The 15,899-nt window shown below is 68.8% G+C and carries 19 protein-coding genes and 1 tRNA gene; 2 read left to right on the top strand and 18 right to left on the bottom strand.

The window, feature by feature from the left end:
• Window positions 1-46: 46 nt before the first annotated feature.
• Both FHY04_RS02770 and FHY04_RS02765 read right to left on the bottom strand, forming a co-directional pair.
• Entirely contained in the window at window positions 47-1,894 is a 1,848-nt protein-coding gene (locus FHY04_RS02770; RefSeq protein WP_107932838.1) for a potassium transporter Kup, read from the bottom strand.
• Window positions 1,895-2,205: 311 nt separating this feature from the next.
• Window positions 2,206-2,646, bottom strand: a complete 441-nt coding sequence (locus FHY04_RS02765) for an Lrp/AsnC family transcriptional regulator (protein ID WP_183935296.1) — start codon at window positions 2,644-2,646, stop codon at window positions 2,206-2,208.
• Window positions 2,647-2,773: 127 nt separating this feature from the next.
• Between FHY04_RS02765 and ald the strand changes: the two genes are divergently transcribed.
• Window positions 2,774-3,880 (top strand): alanine dehydrogenase, encoded by a 1,107-nt coding sequence (gene ald / locus FHY04_RS02760; protein ID WP_037532307.1) that lies wholly within the window; start codon window positions 2,774-2,776, stop codon window positions 3,878-3,880.
• A gap of 51 nt (window positions 3,881-3,931) precedes the next feature.
• Window positions 3,932-4,150, top strand: coding sequence for a DUF3072 domain-containing protein (locus FHY04_RS02755; protein ID WP_031440730.1), 219 nt, complete (start codon window positions 3,932-3,934; stop codon window positions 4,148-4,150).
• A gap of 78 nt (window positions 4,151-4,228) precedes the next feature.
• Here the strand turns inward: FHY04_RS02755 and FHY04_RS02750 are convergent, their stop codons facing one another.
• The 16 genes from FHY04_RS02750 to gspG all read right to left on the bottom strand — a co-directional run bounded on the left by FHY04_RS02750 (window position 4,229) and on the right by gspG (window position 15,898).
• Window positions 4,229-4,906: a hypothetical protein gene (locus FHY04_RS02750; RefSeq protein ID WP_260171273.1), complete on the bottom strand. Its 678-nt coding sequence runs from the start codon at window positions 4,904-4,906 to the stop codon at window positions 4,229-4,231.
• Window positions 4,867-5,307: a cytochrome c-type biogenesis protein gene (locus FHY04_RS02745; protein WP_183935295.1), complete on the bottom strand. Its 441-nt coding sequence runs from the start codon at window positions 5,305-5,307 to the stop codon at window positions 4,867-4,869. The genes FHY04_RS02750 and FHY04_RS02745 overlap by 40 nt, the downstream gene beginning before the upstream one ends.
• The gene (locus tag FHY04_RS02740) at window positions 5,304-5,831 is read right to left on the bottom strand and encodes a redoxin family protein (protein ID WP_183935294.1); all 528 of its coding nucleotides are present in this window, start codon (window positions 5,829-5,831) and stop codon (window positions 5,304-5,306) included. The genes FHY04_RS02745 and FHY04_RS02740 overlap by 4 nt, the downstream gene beginning before the upstream one ends.
• On the bottom strand, window positions 5,828-7,741 hold the full coding sequence (locus FHY04_RS02735) for a heme lyase CcmF/NrfE family subunit (RefSeq protein WP_183935293.1): 1,914 nt from the start codon (window positions 7,739-7,741) through the stop codon (window positions 5,828-5,830). The genes FHY04_RS02740 and FHY04_RS02735 overlap by 4 nt, the downstream gene beginning before the upstream one ends.
• The gene (gene ccmE, locus FHY04_RS02730; RefSeq protein WP_031395338.1) at window positions 7,738-8,184 is read right to left on the bottom strand and encodes a cytochrome c maturation protein CcmE; all 447 of its coding nucleotides are present in this window, start codon (window positions 8,182-8,184) and stop codon (window positions 7,738-7,740) included. Before ccmE ends, FHY04_RS02735 begins: the two co-directional genes overlap by 4 nt.
• A gap of 111 nt (window positions 8,185-8,295) precedes the next feature.
• Window positions 8,296-9,021, bottom strand: coding sequence for a heme ABC transporter permease CcmC (gene ccmC / locus FHY04_RS02725; protein WP_183935292.1), 726 nt, complete (start codon window positions 9,019-9,021; stop codon window positions 8,296-8,298).
• A gap of 106 nt (window positions 9,022-9,127) precedes the next feature.
• On the bottom strand, window positions 9,128-10,177 hold the full coding sequence (locus FHY04_RS02720; protein ID WP_183935291.1) for a Glu/Leu/Phe/Val dehydrogenase: 1,050 nt from the start codon (window positions 10,175-10,177) through the stop codon (window positions 9,128-9,130).
• Window positions 10,178-10,282: 105 nt separating this feature from the next.
• Window positions 10,283-10,359 (bottom strand) — tRNA-His (locus FHY04_RS02715).
• 74 nt (window positions 10,360-10,433) lie between these two features.
• Window positions 10,434-11,198, bottom strand: a complete 765-nt coding sequence (gene gspN / locus FHY04_RS02710) for a type II secretion system protein N (RefSeq protein ID WP_056680337.1) — start codon at window positions 11,196-11,198, stop codon at window positions 10,434-10,436.
• Window positions 11,195-11,671: a type II secretion system protein GspM gene (gspM, locus tag FHY04_RS02705; RefSeq protein WP_183935290.1), complete on the bottom strand. Its 477-nt coding sequence runs from the start codon at window positions 11,669-11,671 to the stop codon at window positions 11,195-11,197. Before gspM ends, gspN begins: the two co-directional genes overlap by 4 nt.
• On the bottom strand, window positions 11,668-12,789 hold the full coding sequence (gene gspL / locus FHY04_RS02700; RefSeq protein WP_183935289.1) for a type II secretion system protein GspL: 1,122 nt from the start codon (window positions 12,787-12,789) through the stop codon (window positions 11,668-11,670). Before gspL ends, gspM begins: the two co-directional genes overlap by 4 nt.
• Window positions 12,786-13,766: a type II secretion system minor pseudopilin GspK gene (gene gspK, locus FHY04_RS02695; RefSeq protein WP_159511153.1), complete on the bottom strand. Its 981-nt coding sequence runs from the start codon at window positions 13,764-13,766 to the stop codon at window positions 12,786-12,788. Before gspK ends, gspL begins: the two co-directional genes overlap by 4 nt.
• Window positions 13,753-14,421 (bottom strand): type II secretion system minor pseudopilin GspJ, encoded by a 669-nt coding sequence (gene gspJ / locus FHY04_RS02690; protein ID WP_311723386.1) that lies wholly within the window; start codon window positions 14,419-14,421, stop codon window positions 13,753-13,755. Before gspJ ends, gspK begins: the two co-directional genes overlap by 14 nt.
• 164 nt (window positions 14,422-14,585) lie before the next feature.
• Window positions 14,586-14,981: a type II secretion system minor pseudopilin GspI gene (gene gspI, locus FHY04_RS02685; protein ID WP_183935287.1), complete on the bottom strand. Its 396-nt coding sequence runs from the start codon at window positions 14,979-14,981 to the stop codon at window positions 14,586-14,588.
• Between the two features lie 19 nt (window positions 14,982-15,000).
• Entirely contained in the window at window positions 15,001-15,483 is a 483-nt protein-coding gene (locus tag FHY04_RS02680; RefSeq protein WP_183935286.1) for a GspH/FimT family pseudopilin, read from the bottom strand.
• Window positions 15,458-15,898, bottom strand: coding sequence for a type II secretion system major pseudopilin GspG (gene gspG, locus FHY04_RS02675; protein WP_183935285.1), 441 nt, complete (start codon window positions 15,896-15,898; stop codon window positions 15,458-15,460). The genes FHY04_RS02680 and gspG overlap by 26 nt, the downstream gene beginning before the upstream one ends.
• Window position 15,899: the final 1 nt, after the last annotated feature.

The following is a 15,899-nucleotide window of genomic DNA, read 5'->3' as shown; positions in this document are numbered from 1 at the left end:
GGCCCCGGCCTCCGCCGGGGAGGTGCGGGGTGCCGACCGACTGAGATCAAATCTCGATCTGGCTGCCGAGCTCGACGACGCGGTTGGTTGGCAGGCGGAAGAATTCCATCGCGCTTTCGGCGTTACGGAGCATCCACGCGAACAGCTTTTCGCGCCAGAGCATCATCCCGGGCTTGTCCGAGGCGAGCAGCGTCTGGCGCGAGAGGAAGAAGCTGGTGTCCATCATCTTGAAGTCCGCGCCGCAGCTGTGCACCTGGCGCAGCGCGGCGGGGACGTCGGCATCCTCCATGAAGCCGTAGCGCAGGATCAGACGATGGAAGCCGTCGCCCAGCTCGTCGCGCACCGCACGATCGTGCGCGGGCCAATAGGGCTGGCCGACGATCTTGACGGTCAGCAGGATGACGCGCTCGTGCAGCACCTTGTTGTGCTTGAGGTTGTGGAGCAACGCATGCGGCACGCCGTCGGAGGTCGAGGTCATGAACACCGCGGTCCCCGGCACGCGCGACGCGGAGTTCGCCGCCGAGCCGATGAACACCTTGATCGGCATCGCCGCCTCGCGCATCCGGTCGATCATCAGCTGCCGCCCCTTCGACCAGGTCGTGAGGAAGGTGAAGATGATGAGGCCGATCAGCAGCGGGAACCAGCCGCCATCGGGCACCTTGGTCAGGTTCGCGGCCAGATAGGCGCCGTCGACCAGGAAGAAGATCGCCAGCAACGGGATCGCGGCGATCTTCGGCCAGTTCCACAGCCGGAACAGCACCACGCCGAGCAGGCAGGTGTCGATCAGCATCGCCCCCGTCACCGCGATGCCGTAAGCGCTGGTCAGGTTCGACGAAGTGCGGAAGAACAGCACCAGCAGGATCACCATCACCATCAGCGCGCCGTTGACCAGCGGGATGTAGATCTGGCCCGCGGTAGCGGCACTGGTGTGCTCGATCCGCAGCCGCGGGATGAAGCCGAGCTGGATCGCCTGCTGCGTGACCGAGAACGCGCCCGAGATCACCGCCTGCGACGCGATCACCGCGGCCATTGTCGCGAGCAGGACGAGCGGCAGCTGGAGGCTTTCGGGGGCGAGATTATAGAACGGGCTGACGAGCGCCGCCTGCCCGTCGCGGAACAGCAGCGCGCCCTGCCCCATGTAATTGAGGATCAGCGCGGGCAGGACGAAGAACAGCCAGGAGATGCCGATCGGCCTGCGGCCGAAATGCCCCATGTCCGCATAGAGCGCCTCCGCGCCGGTGACCGCGAGCACGACCGAGCCGAGCGCAAGGAAGGCGCGGGTCGGATCGATCAGGAAGAACTCGACCGCATAATGCGGGGAAAAGGCCCAGAGCACGCCCGGCGTCTGGATGATGCTGAGGATGCCGAGCACCGCGATGACGCTGAAATACACCAGCATGATCGGCCCGAACACCATGCCGATGCGCGCGGTGCCGCTCTTCTGAACCCAGAATAGCGCGATCAGGATCGCGATCACGATTGGCAGGACTAGCCCGGCAAAGCTCGGCGCGGCGACCGCGAGCCCCTCGACCGCGGACAGCACCGACACCGCGGGGGTGATCATGCTGTCGCCGTAGAAGAGCGCGGTCGCGAAGACGCCGAGCAGGATGATCCCCTTGCTCCAGCGCCGCGTCTTGGTCTTGCCCGAGACGAGCGCGAGCAGCGCGAGGCTGCCGCCCTCGCCCTTGTTGTCGGCACGCATGATGATGATGACGTATTTCACCGTCACGACGATCATCATCGACCAGAACATCAGACTGATGACGCCCATGATGTGCGCCGAATCGAGCGCGAGCTTGTGGTGCCCGGCGAACGTCTCGCGGAATGCGTAGAGCGGGCTCGTGCCGATATCGCCGAAGACGATGCCGATCGCGCCAAAGGCGAGTTTCAGCATGCCGTCCGCATGATGGTGGCCGGTATCCGGATCGAGACCGGCGGGGGGCACGGTCGAGGCCGCGGCTGTGGGATCGACGCTCACTGGACGGTGAATCGACCCGGAAGTGCAGCAATCATCATCGAAATTCCGATTTCACCCTGTGCCCCAAGCTGGCGCATTTAGCATGGGGGTTAGAGAGCGGCAACGCCGCCGCCGGCAACGTGGATTAACCGGGGCTGATCATGCCGCTTCGCCTGTTTGCGGCAGGAGGCTATCAGTAACGGGCGTTGCCGTGCGTGGTCCTGGGTTCCTGCATACGCAGGAAGACGTCAGCGCGTGACGACTTCGCGAATCACGAAATGCGAGGCCAGCCGCGTGACGCCCGGCAGTTGCGACAGCGTCTCGCGGTGGATGCGTTCGAACGTCTCGCCGCGCCGGAGCTCGACGTGGAGCATGTAATCCGCCTCGCCGCTCATCAGGAAGCATTGCACGACCTGCGGACAGCTCACGATCTCCGCCTCGAACGCCGCCATCGTCTCCTTGCGCTGGTCGCGCAGCGTGACGTTGACCAGGACGATGCTCGGATCGCCGCGCGCCGCGCGCGACAGGACCGCGCGATAGCCGGTGATCGCACCGCTCTCGCGCAGCTGCGCGACGCGGCGATGTGCGGCGCTCGGCGACAGGCCCACCGCCTCGCCCAGCTCGGCGCTCGTCAGGTCAGAATTGGCCGCCAGCAGGTCCAGGATCCTGCGCTCGATCGCGATACTCACAATTTTCCTGCTTCGTCGTCTCTGAGTGCAATATTCTCCCAGATTTGATAGGGCAGCGGGACGGCTTTGCGAACCCTTCCCGGTCGATGCGCGCTACACTGCGGTCAAAGATAATGGAGTGGAAATGATGCGCGTCGGTGTTCCCAAGGAAATCAAGAATCACGAATATCGTGTCGGCCTGACCCCGCCGTCGGTCGCCGAGCTGGTCGCCGCGGGCCATGAGGTCGTCGTCGAGACCCAGGCCGGGTCGGGCATCGACTTCGAGGACCAGGATTATGTCGACGCGGGCGCGACGATCCTGCCGACCGCCGCCGCGGTGTTCGCCGCCGCCGACATGATCGTGAAGGTCAAGGAGCCGCAGCCGGTCGAGATCGCGATGCTCGAACCGCGCCACCTGCTCTTCACCTATCTCCACCTCGCCGCGGACAAGCCGCAGGCCGAAGGCCTGATGAAGTCGGGCGCGACCTGCATCGCGTACGAGACCGTCACCGATCATCGCCGCGGCCTGCCGCTGCTGAAGCCGATGTCCGAGGTCGCGGGCCGCATGTCGGTGCAGGTCGGCGCGCATTATCTCGAAAAGGAACAGGGCGGTCGCGGCGTCCTGCTCGGCGGCGTGCCCGGCGTGGCACCGGCCAAGGTCGCGATCCTCGGCGGCGGCGTGTCGGGCGTCAACGCCGCGCAGATGGCGGTCGGCATGCGCGCCGACGTGACGATCTACGACATTTCGAACGATCGCCTCGCCGAGCTCGACATGTTCTTCTCGAGTCAGATCAAGACCGCCTATGCGTCGAAGGCGGCGATCGCGGCGGCGGTGAAGAACGCGCATCTCGTCATCGGCGCGGTGCTCGTCCCCGGCGCGGCAGCCCCCAAGCTCGTCACGCGCGAGATGCTCAAGACGATGAAGCGCGGCTCGGTGCTGGTCGACATCGCGATCGACCAGGGTGGCTGTTTCGAGACGAGCCATGCGACCACGCACGAGGACCCGGTGTTCGAGGTCGACGGCGTGATCCATTACTGCGTCGCCAACATGCCCGGCGCGGTCGCGCGCACCTCGGCGTTCGCGCTCAACAACGCGACGCTGCCGTTCGCGCTGAAGCTCGCCAATCTGGGCGCAGAGGCCGCGATGAAGGCCGACCCGCATCTCGCCAACGGGCTGAACGTCTACAAGGGCAAGATCGCGTACAAGGCGGTCGCGGATGATCTGGGTTTACCTTACGAAGCTTGGTCGAATTAAGCGGGAACGGATGCGGAACACGGGGGTTGGACAGGCGAAAGGAATTTCACAATGTCCGACACCCCGAACCCCAAGTCCGAGCCCTTTTCGAACGCCGAGAAGGATCCGCACGACTGGACGACCGGCGACGAGAAGATGACCGGCGCACAGGCCAGCTATCTGAAGACGCTGTCCGAAGAGGCGCATGAGGAATTCGACGAGTCGCTGTCGAAGGCCGATGCCTCGCTCAAGATCGACGAGCTCCAGGGCAAGACCGGCCGCGGCCAGTAAGCCCTTTTGCGGCACGGAACGGGACCCAGGATCCCCGGCACCACGCCGGACGATCCGGGTCCCGTTTTGCGTCGGTGTTCAGCTCGCCGGTGCGGCATCCTGTGCTGCCATGACCTGATCGAGCAGCGCGAGGCGGACCGCGATCTCGTCGTGATAGGACACGCTTTTCGGCGTCAGCGCGAGCGCCCGCGCCCAATAGGGTCGTCCCGCCGCGAAATTGCCCGACCGGACATAGGCGAGGCCAAGGAAGAAGGGCGGCGCCGGGTGGCGCGGTGCGATCCGCATCGCCTGCTGGAACGCGAACAGCGCCGGGGGCGAGACCTGATCGCCGTCGTGTGCGGCCAGCGCATTGGCAAGCCCGGTCCACAGGACGAGGCTTTTCGGCGCGACGCGGATCCCGCCGAGCAGGACCTTCACCGCGGCGCGACGCTCACCGATCCGCGTCATCGCATCCGCCGCGACCAGATAGGCGGCGGCACCGGTATAGCGTTCGAGCATCTTGTCGCGCAGCTCGATCATCGACCCGTCATCGGGCGTGATCGTCGTGCCCGTCACGACCGGATGCCCGGCACGCTCGGGCTCACCCTGCAACGCATAGCCCGCCGCGCCGAGCATCAGCGCGGCGGCGACCATCGACCAGAGCAGCCGGTCGACCCTCAGCACCGCCAGCAGCGCGAACGCCCCGACCGCGATGATTCCGAGCCAGAGCCAGCCCATCAGCGCGTCCTCCGGCGAAAACTCGACCGCGCGATCCATCCGCCGATCGCCAGCAGCGCGATCGGCGCCAGCCATAGCGGCCAGGTCAGCCCCGACAGCGGCGGGTCATAGGTGACATAATCGCCATAGCGCGACACCAGCCAGTCGCGGACCGAGGCGGGCGTCTCGCCGCGTGCGATCCGTTCGCGGACCAGCGCGCGCATGTCCGCGGCCATGTCGGCATCGCTGTCGGCGATCGACTGGCCCTGGCAGACGAGGCAGCGCAGCGTCTCCATCAGCGCCTTGGCGGAGGCTTCCTTGGCGGGGTCGGCGAGCTGGACATTGGCGTAATGCGCGGGCGGCGTGACGGGCTGCGCGACGGCGGGGGCGGGGGCGGTGCAGAACAGCAACGCGGCGACCGTCGCGCCTGCCGCTAGCGCGAGGCTTGACCGCCCGCTCATCGCGCTTCCCTGACGGCCTGGACGATCTCGCCGATATTGTCCTCGCGGATGTCGCCGATGATCTGTTTCACGACGATCCCGCGGCCGTCGACCACGAAGGTTTCGGGCACGCCCGACGAGCCGAGCGCGAGCTGGACCCGGCTCGCGGTGTCGCTGCCGATCCGCGCATAGGGATCGCCGTTGCGGCGCAGGAAGCCGGCGATCGCGGGCGTGGTGTCGCGGATCGCGATCGCGTCGATCGGGATGCCCATCGTCTTCAGCCGCATCAGATGCGGGGCCTCGGCGATGCAGGGCACGCACCAGCTCGCGAACACGTTGAGCAGCCGCGGCTGACCGCCCTTGAACGAAGCGCTGGTCAGCCCCGGCTTGCCCGGCACCATCGCGGGCAGCGCGAAATCGGGCAGTGGCTTGCCGACCATCGCCGACCGCACGACCTTGTCCGCCGGCCGGAACAGCCCGCTCGCGACCACCGCGAACAGCAAGGCGAAGATTGCCAGCGGCGCCCAGAGCACGAACCGCTTCATGCCCAGGCCGCCCGGACCGCGCTGCGCCGTTCGCGACGCAGCCGCCCGACCAGCGACAGCGCGCCGCCCAGCGCGATCAGCACGCCGCCGAACCAGATCAGCGTCACGAACGGCTTCCACCACAGCCGCAGCTGCCACCGCCCCTGCCCGTCGGGCTGGCCGAGTACGGTATAGAGCTGGCCGTCGAGCGCGGTCAGGATCGCCGATTCATTGGTGCTGGTCGGCGGATTGGCGAAGAAGCGAAGCTGCGGATGGAGCCGCGTGCTGTCATCGCCGCGCGTCGCGGTCAGCTGCGCCTCGAGCGCGGACCAGTTCTCGCCGATCACCGGCGAGATCCCGTCGAGCGTAACGCTGTAGGGCCCCACGCGCGCTGCTTCGCCTGCGCGCACCGCGACCAACGTTTCCTTGGTAAAGGCGCTGTCCGACGCCATGCCGGCCAGGCTGACCGCGATGCCGAGATGCGAGAGGACCATGCCATAGGTGAACATCGGCGTGCGCCGGAGATTGCGCTTCCACAAGGGGGCGACGCTGGCGACCGCGAGGCCTGCGGCAAGGCTGAGCCCTGCCCAGGGCAGCACGCCCGGCCAGACGAACAGCAGCGCGACCGCCGCCACTATGGTGGCCGCGATCGGCAGCGCGACCCGGCCGACGACCGCCCTCGCCTCGTCACGACGCCAGCGCAGCAGCGGCCCGACCGCCATCACCGCGACCAGCAATAGCGCGATCGGTCCTGCGGCCTTGTTGAAGAAGGGCGGGCCCACCGACAGCTGCACGCCGAAGCTCGCCGCGACGATCGGATAGAGCGTGCCGATCAGGACGATGCCGAGGATCACCGACAGCAGCAGGTTGTTCGCGACCAGCCCGCCCTCGCGGCTGACCGGATCGAAGGTCGTGCCTGCGCGCACGGTGCCGATCCGCGCGGCGAACAACGCGAGCGCGCCGCCGATATAGATGGCGAGCAACGCGAGGATGAACGCGCCGCGCTCCGGATCGACCGCAAAGGCGTGGACGCTGGTCAGGATGCCCGAGCGCACCAGGAACGTGCCGATCATCGACATCGAGAAGGCGACCACCGCAAGCATGATCGTCCAGGCGCGCAAACCGTCGCGCGTCGCCAGCACGGTCACCGAATGGAGCAGCGCGGTCGCCGCGAGCCACGGCATCAGCGACGCGTTCTCGACCGGATCCCAGAACCACCAGCCGCCCCAGCCGAGCTCGTAATAGGCCCAGTAGCTCCCCGCGGTGATGCCGAGCGTGAGGAAGATCCACGCGATCAGCACCCAGGGGCGCATCGCTTTGGCGAAGCCCGGCCCGACGTCCCGCGTGACCAGCGCACCGACCGCGAACGAGAAGGCGACCGAAAGCCCGACATAGCCGGTGTAGAGCGTCGGCGGGTGGAACGCCAAGCCGGGGTCCTGGAGCAGCGGGTTGAGCCCGAGCCCGTCGGGTGCCGCCGGGGTCAGCCGCGCGAACGGATTGGAGGAGAAGAGCAGGAACGCATAGAAACCGAGCGCGATCGTCGCCTGCGCACCGAGCGTCGCGACCAAAGTGCGTTCGGGCAGCGACCGTTCGAAGATCGCGACCGCGCCGCCTGCCAGCCCCAGGATCGTCACCCAGAGCAGCATCGACCCCTCGTGATTGCCCCAAGCGCCGGCGAACTTGTAGAGCCACGGCTTGGCCGAATGGCTGTTCTCGACGACCAGCTTCACCGACATGTCGGACTCGAGGAACAGCTTGATCAGCAGCGCCATCGCCAGCGCGGCGAGCACGCCCTGAACGATCGCCACCGGCCGCACTGCCGCGGCAACGTCGTCGCGGCCGCGCGCGATCCCGATCACCGCCATCGCGAGTTGCAGCGCCGCCAGCGCGCCGGCGAGCCAGAGCGCCGCGAGTCCGGCTTCGGCGATCATGAACCGCGGTCCGGTGCGAGCGTCTTGGTCTCGTGCATCTTGCCCGCCATTTCAGGCGGCATGTATTTCTCGTCATGCTTGGCGAGCAGGTTGGACGCGACGAAGCGGCCGTCGGGCTGGAACTGCCCCTCGGCGACGACCCCCGATTTCTCGCGGAACAGGTTCGGGACGATTCCGGCGAAGACGACGGGCGTGGTCGCGGCGCCGTCGGTGACGGTGAAGTGGACGGTGACGCCGTCCGCGGCGCGCTTGACCGATCCGTCCGCGACCATCCCGCCGAGCCGGACCGCGCGGCCGAGCGGCAGCCCGTCGCGCTTCACGTCGGAGGGCGCGTAGAAGAACGACGCCTGGTCCTTCAGCGCGGACAGAGCGAGCAACCCCGCGACGACGACCGCGCCGAGTGCCAACAGGGCGAGGGTGAGCCGCTGATGCTTGGCCTTCATCGCTCCGCCTTCCGCATCGCCAGATAGCTGAGCAGCGCGACGACGGCGCCGCCGCCCAGCGTCACGGCATAGGCGGCAATCACGAACGGCCAGGCGGTCATGCGCGCACCTTCACGCGCTGGCCATCCGACGCATCCGCGCCTCGGCCTTGGCGGTGGCGAGCAGGGTCCGCATCCGCATCAGCACGATGCCGGCGAAGACGAAGGTGAAGCCCGCGAGCATGATCGGCAGCGGCCAGAGGATCGCGCCATCGATCGTCGACTTGGTCAGCCCGATGCTCGGCCCCTGGTGCAGCGTGTTCCACCAGATCACCGAATAGCGGATGATCGGCAGCAGCACCGATCCGGCCACGCCGTAGAGCGCGGGCACGCGCCCGTCGCCGCCGCGGTCCGCATCCGCCTTCGCCAGCGCCATATAGCCAAGATAGACGAAGAACAGCAGCAGCATCGAGGTCAGCCGCCCGTCCCATTGCCACCACGTCCCCCAGGTCGGCCGTCCCCAGATCGAGCCGGTCATCAGGCACAAAGCCGCAAACACCGCGCCGGGCAGCGCGATCGCGCGCGCGGCGATACCGGCCAGCGGGTGACGCCAGACGAGCAGCATGATGCTGGAAATCGCGATCCCGCTCCAACCGCCCATGCCGAGCCAGGCGGCGGGAACATGGATATAGAGGATCCGCACCGTCTCGCCCTGCAGATAGTCGGGTGGGGTCTGCGTCAGTCCCGCCCAGCAGCCCAGCGCGATAAGAGCGACGCCCGCCCAGAACAGCGCAGGCGTCAGCGGCCTGGCGATCTTCAGGAAGCGCGCGGGATTGGCAAGGGCGTGCAGGGTGGCCACTGGGTGTTACCACTATGGCAAGTCGTGACGGACTTAAAGCCCCTCTCCCCACGTGGGGAGAGGGAGCGGGCCGCCGTGTCACCGTCCCCGCGAAAGGGAGAAGGATTTAGCGGCCGATCAGGCGCTTTGCGATCGAATCGGCGACGTCGGACGACGGTTCGCCGCTGCGGTCGCTCTCGTCCCAGACCTGGATCAGCCGCTCGGGGATGCGTGCGATCCGGGCCTTCACTTCGGCTTCGTCACCCTGGCCGAGATATTCGAGCCCGACGTTGATGATGCCGCCCGCATTGATCACGTAATCCGGCGCATAGAGGATGCCGCGTGCGTGCAGCCGCGCGCCGTCCTCGCGGACGCTGAGCTGGTTGTTCGCGCCGCCCGCGACGACCTTGGCCTTGAGCGCGGCGATCGACATTTCGGTCAGGATCGCACCCAGCGCGTTCGGGCTGAAGATGTCTGTGTCGGTCGTCAGGATCGCCTCGGCGGGGACTGCTGTCGCGCCGAGCTCGCCCGCCAGCGCCTGCGCACGGCCCTCATCGACGTCTGCGAGCGTCAGCACCGCGCCGTCCCTGGCGAGCAGCCGGGCGAGCCCGCCGCCGACCGAGCCGACGCCCTGGATCGCAACGCGCACGCCCTTCATGTCGGTCGCGCCGAGCCCGCGCTGCGCCGCCGCCTTGACGCCCAGATAGATGCCGAGCGCGGTGTACGGCCCCGGATCGCCGCCCGCCGCGCCACTCGCGACCGGCAGGCCCGAGACGTAGCGCGTCTGGGTCGCGATCACCTTCATGCGCTCTTCGGACATGCCGACGTCCTCGGCGGTCACGTAGCGGCCGCCAAGCGATTCGACTGCGCGGCCGAACGCCTCGAGCTGTTCGGTGGTGATCACGTCGCCGGGCTTGGCCGCGAGGACGACGCCCTTGCCGCCGCCCAGCTCGAGCCCGGCCATCGCGTTCTTGAAGCTCATGCCGCGCGACAGGCGCAGCGCGTCGGTCACCGCGCGGCCATTGTCCGCATAACGCCAGAAGCGCGTGCCGCCCGCTGCGGGGCCGAGCTTGGTCGAATGCAGCGCGATGACGGCGCGGAGACCCGAAACCGGATCGGTGAAGACGTGAACGCCCTCATGGTCGTCGAAATCGGGAAGGTCCCAAACCGCTGTCATCGCCGGCTCCATCAGGAAGAAGAAAATTGCTTAAACCTGAAATATTATTTTCCGGCCGGTTTTACCAGCACAAAGCGGCGCAAGGCCAAGCAGTTGGGAAAATAATGGGGCGACCGACGGGACTTGAACCCGCAACATCCGGCATCACAAGCCGACGCTCTAACCAATTGAACTACGATCGCCGCGAAGGCCCGTGCCCCTAAGCGGGCTGTTCGGGTCCGTCAAGCGCCGCGATCATGCGCGGCGTCGAATGTCGTCAAAAACTGCCTTCGATCGCCTGGCTATAGCCGCCTGCCCCGCGCACGAAGCCGATCGATTCGAGCCGCTGCTGGACGATCGGGTCGGTCGGTTGCAGCGTCAGCACCGCGCGGTAGCGGCCCGTGCCGTCGATCCGCAGCGTGATGCCCTCGGTCCCCGCCTGGCTGGCGAGCGGCACGATGAGCGCGTCGCCCTCGCATTTGGGCGTCCCGCTGACCGACTGGGGCAGCGTGATCCCCGCGACCTCGCCGCCCAGCGTCGCGCGCACCCGCCCCTCGGCACGCTCGCACTGGCCGTCGGCAAACCGCACGGTCACGCCGTCGAGATCGAGCGTGGTGACCGGTACCGGCGCGAACACCGCGCCGGTCGGGATCGTCGCGGTCAGATCATCGACGCCGAACCCGTGCCGGCTGACGCTCGCCGACCCGCGCAGCGGCCGCGGATCGGTCTCGGGGCCGGCCAGCACGATCCGCGCGCGCCCCGCGAGCAGCGGCAAGGGCGCGAGCCGGGCATGGAGGTCGCCGAGCGACAACTCGCCGAACCGCGCATCGGTCAGCGTCGCGCCCCAGATCGTGCCCGTCACCCGGCGCGCGACGAGGCCCGCATCCTCGATCCCGACCCAGCCAAGCGCAGCGCGCATCGGCAGGAATACGATTAGCGCGAGCAGCAGCATGCCGCCGAACATCGCGGTCGGGCCGGTCCGCAACCGGATCCGCGTGACGCGGCGTGCGCCGACGCCCACGAAGCGTGCGCTGTCGCTCATGCGGCGCGCGCCTTCAACGTCATCGTCACGCTCACGGTACGGTCACCCTTGTCGGTCATGGTCAGTGCGTCGACCAGGATGCCCGCGCGCTCGAGCCGCGCCAGCCACGCGGTCAGCGCGCCCGGCCGCGCCGACGGCATCACGATCCGCACCCGGTCCGCGCCCTCCTGGTCGAGGCTGGTGATCGCGAACCCCGCGAGGTCCGCCTGGGTCCGCACGATCGCATCGAGCGATCCGGTCAGCGGCGTGGGCCGCGATCGCTGCGCGTCGCGGAGCAGCGCGACCATCGCCTGCGTCTCGCCGAGCCGGGTCACCGCGCTCGCATGGCGTTCGCGCGCACTCGACAGACCGTCGCCGACCGGCCGGATCACCGCGCCCCAGAGCAGCGTCAGCACCGCGAGCGCCGCCATCACCAGCAACAGCCGCCTCTCGCGCAGCGATCGCCCCTCGAACCAGTGCCGCAACCCGGTCATGCGCCCTCGCTCCCGCCTGCACGGCCCGCCGTGATCGTGAATTCGCCCGACACGCGCCCCGCCGCCGCCTGGAAGACGCCCGCCTGAACCGCAAAGCCGGCACGCTCGAGCGCACTCCTGAGATCGGTCGCCAGCGCCTCGCGCTCGACGGCGACGCCCAGTCGGACGGTCCCGTTCGGCTGGAAGTCGAGCGCGGTGATCTCGCTGCCCGGCGTCGCCTGGACCACGGCGAAGATCGTGGCGGTGGTCGTGCTGAAGCCCAGACCCGGCCCGCGCACGCGCGACAGCCGTTCGCCAAGCTGGCGCCCGGCATCGTTCACCGTCTCGCCGCGTGGCAGGCCCGAGCGGGCGACCTGTTCGGTCTGCGCCTCGATCATGTCCGCACCGAAGCTGTATTTCGCGATCCGGACCAGCGTGATCGCCAGCGTCACCGCGAGGATCAGCCCCGACAGCACCGCTAGCCGCCGGATCAGCGCCCAGTCGAGCGCGAATCGCCGCCGCCGCGCGAACATCCCCTGCCGCAGGTCGAGCGGCCATGTCGCAACCGCCGCCGCCAGCGCCGCCTCGAGCGCGGCGGGCTCGACGGCCACGGGCGGCGTGTCGCCCGTCACCAGCGCGGTCAGCCCCGGTTCGTCGGCAAATCCGGTCGACGTCCCGCGCACGACGGGGTCGCCGGCAAGCTCGGCGCGGACATAGCCCTCGTCCGGGCGCGGCAGCAGCATCGGCGCAGGGAGCATCGCGACCGGATCGACGCCGGCCGCCGCGAGCATCCGCAGCCAGCCCTGCATCGCCTCGATCCCGACCACGCCGATCGGCCGGTCGCCCTGCCCCTCGTCCCCGACCGCGACATGGAGTTCACCGAGCGGCGCCGCGCTCGCCTCTGCCGCGAGCAGCCGGGCGGCGGCGGTCGCCTGCGCGGCGCTGCGCGACGGTAGTTCGGCCCAGTGCAAGGTCACCGCCTCCGCCGGCGCCACCGCGATGACGCCCGTGTCCGCGCCGAGGTCACTTCGCTCATCGGCGGTCGGGATCCCCTCGCCCTGCGCGACGATGCGCTGGTCGGCGATCCGCATCCAGCGAAAGCCGGTCACGCCGGAGGGAAGGAACAGGAGCGTGGTCATGATGGCTCGCCCCATTGCCGCGATACGAGCCGCGCGGGAAGCGTCGTCGCGTCCATCAGTGCCTGTTCCTGCAAAACCGTCGTCCCCACCGTCACGTCGATATCGAGCGTGAACCATTTCGACACCACTGCCGTCCCCCGTTCGCCATCCGCATTGGAATTGCCCTGCAACGCCGCGCTCTTGAAGAACACGTCGGTGGTCGCGACCCCTTGCGGCGGGCGTTGCAGGATCATCTGGCGCGCACCCGCGATCGACATCGTGTCGGGAAACAGCATCGCCAGGATCGGCGCCTGTTCGGGGAGCAGCGTGTTGACGTTGATCGGCGCGGCCTGCGCGACCGGCAGTGTACAGATCCACGGCCTGAGCGTCGCATAGATTTGCGGCGTCATGCCGACCACCGCGCGGAGTTCGCTCGGGTCGGTCATCAGCGTGCCGGCGGTGCGATAGGGCGTCTCACGGTTCAGATAGGCGCCGTCCTCCGCGCCCATCGCCTGCTGGTCCTGATCGCTGTCGATCCAGTCGGCGGCGCCCGCGGCGATCTGTTCGCCGACCTGCGCGGGGATGTCGAGCAGCCGCATCAACCGGACGAATTGCGGCCGCATCAGCGGGTCGGTGACATAGGCGCCGGCGCGGCCGCTCACCAGGCTGTTGAGATTGAAGCAGTTCCCCCCGTCGCGCACGCGCGCGGTCGCAAAGCCGCCGCCGGGCAGCGGCATCCCGAACGGCTTGCCGCTCCAGTCGCCCTGCAACGTCACGCGTTTGACATTGGGGCCCAGCATCGCGTCGATCCGCGTCAGCGCCAGCGTCTCGGCGGCCAGCGCATAGGCGCGGGCCTGCTCGCCCGCCGCGGCATTGCCCGCCAGCCGCGTCGACAGCCGCAGCTTCTCGAGCGCCGCCCCCGCCATCACCGCGACGATCGCGACGAGCATGAGGACGGTCAGCAGCGCGGCGCCTCTTTCCTGCTCAGGGGGCTTCATTCTGGACCTCCCGCGCGGGCGGGGCATAGCCCGATCCGACGAGGAACAGCTGGCGATAGACCAGGCCGTCGGTGCGCTGGACGCTCAGCTCCATCGCCTCGGGCAAGGGCACGCCCTGCACGCCGTCCCAGCGGTCGCTCCACGCGCCGCCGAGCCGGTAGCGCAGCCGGACCTGGCGGACATTGGGCAGCAGCACGGCAGGCGGCAGCGGCGGCGCGCCGTCGACCATTGGATAGGCGATCCGCTGCAGCGCGCCGTCCGCGACCCGGTAGGCGACCTTCTGCGTGTTCGACCGCGCTGCGCCGTCGATATTGGTCCAGCCACCGCGGACGAGGCGGAGCATCGGCGCGACGTCCGACCCGCTCTCGCCGACGAAGGCGGGCAAGGGTGCGCCGGATTCGTCGCGCGTGCCCCGCAGCGCCGCCTGGCCGAGATCGGCGGACAGGATCGACATCGTCCGCGTCAGCGCGCCGAGATCGTCGAGCTTCGTCCCCGTCGCACTCTGCGCCTTAACGCTGAACGACAGGATCGCCACCCCCGCCGCCGCGATCATGCCGAAGATCAGCAGCGAAACCATCACCTCGACCAGTGTGAAGCCGTGTTCGGCGGAACGCCTCACGGGGGTGAAGCCGTCTTCGGCGGAGCGCCTGCCCACTCCGTCATCCCGGGCTCGACCCGGGACCCAGAGCCCAGCAGCGCCGCGCCCGCAACCCTGGGTCCCGGCGTTCGCCGGGATGACGGCAAGAGAGATCACGCCCCCACCCACCCCGTCGTCTCCGACCCGATCCGGGACATCGAGCCCAGCAGCGCACCGCCCGGTCATGACGTCGTCACCGTCGTCGCGGACTGGCGCGGGGCGGGGCGGATCATCGTGAGGCGGCCGAGCACCGCGCCGCCGCGATCCGCGACCGCCACGTCGATCCGCAAGACGGACGAGCCGCCCATCGCGCGCACCGACCGCGTCCAGGCCCAGCGGCGCCCGCCATTCGTCTCGGCGCCGGTCACGGTCCCCGCGGTCGGCGGCTGCGCCTGCGTCACTGCGTCGATCGCGACGTTGCGCGCGACCATCTGCGCGACCAGCGTGTCGTCGAGGATCGACGCGCCGCGGATCGTCGCACTCTCCAGCCGGACGAGCGCCATCGCCGCCAGGCTGAACACGGCCAGTGCGACCATGATTTCGATCAGCGTGAACCCGCGATCGGTTTCGGTGCGCATCGGCGTGCAAATATGAGGATCAGCGCGCATCGGCGCGCACGGTGCCATCGGCGTCGATCGTCACGGTCGCGTTCGCCCCGCCACGGCTGAGCGTCACGACGGCGGGCCGGTCGACCAGCCCGGTCGGGTCGAAGGTCACGCGGACGCGGCCGCTCATGTCGCCGATCACCGCGCGCGTGCCGTCGTTCCAGCGTTCGACGCGCATCGGTTTCTCGCTGATCGGCGTCCAGCCGCCCGCGAGCCGCTGGTCGAAGCCATAGCCGCCGCCGGTGATCCAGACGCTGACCGGGCGTGCCTCGACGATCGCCGAATCATGCGCCGCACGCGTCCGCGCCGCGAACCGCGTCGCCTCGTCGAACACGCGGCCGCGCGGATCGGGCATCACAAAGACCGCCACCGCCGATGCGAGCCCTATGATCGTCACCACGACCATCAGCTCGACCAGCGTGAAGCCGTGTTCGGCGCTAAGCCGGGACCTACTGCCAGCTGCCAATATCGGCATCGATCCCCTCGCCGCCTTCCTTGCCATCGGCGCCGAAGGTCCAGACGTCGGCCTCGCCATGCGTGCCCGGCGAGGCATAGAGATACGGGCGACCCCAGGGATCGTTCGGCAGCTTCTTGAGATAGCCGCCACGCTGGTGGCGCGACGGATCGGTCAGCCCGGCGGGCGCGGTGACGAGTGCGTTCAGCCCCTGCGACGTGTTGGGGAAGGTCATGTTCTGGAGCTTGTAGAGCTCCAGCCCGCCCTCGATCTGCGCGATATCCGCCTTCGCCTTCTGGATCCGCGCGGTATCGCCCGAGGGCAGCACGTTGAGCGCAACGATCGTCGCCAGCAGGCCGATGATCACGATCACCACCATCAGCTCGACGAGCGTGAAGCCCGCTTCACGACGCTTCTTCTTCTCTTCCGGACGCATA

It is taken from the genome of Sphingomonas sp. BK481, assembly GCF_014194875.1.
Classification (GTDB): Bacteria; Pseudomonadota; Alphaproteobacteria; order Sphingomonadales; family Sphingomonadaceae; genus Sphingomonas; species Sphingomonas aerolata.
This window is presented reverse-complemented; position numbering and strand designations above follow the sequence as displayed.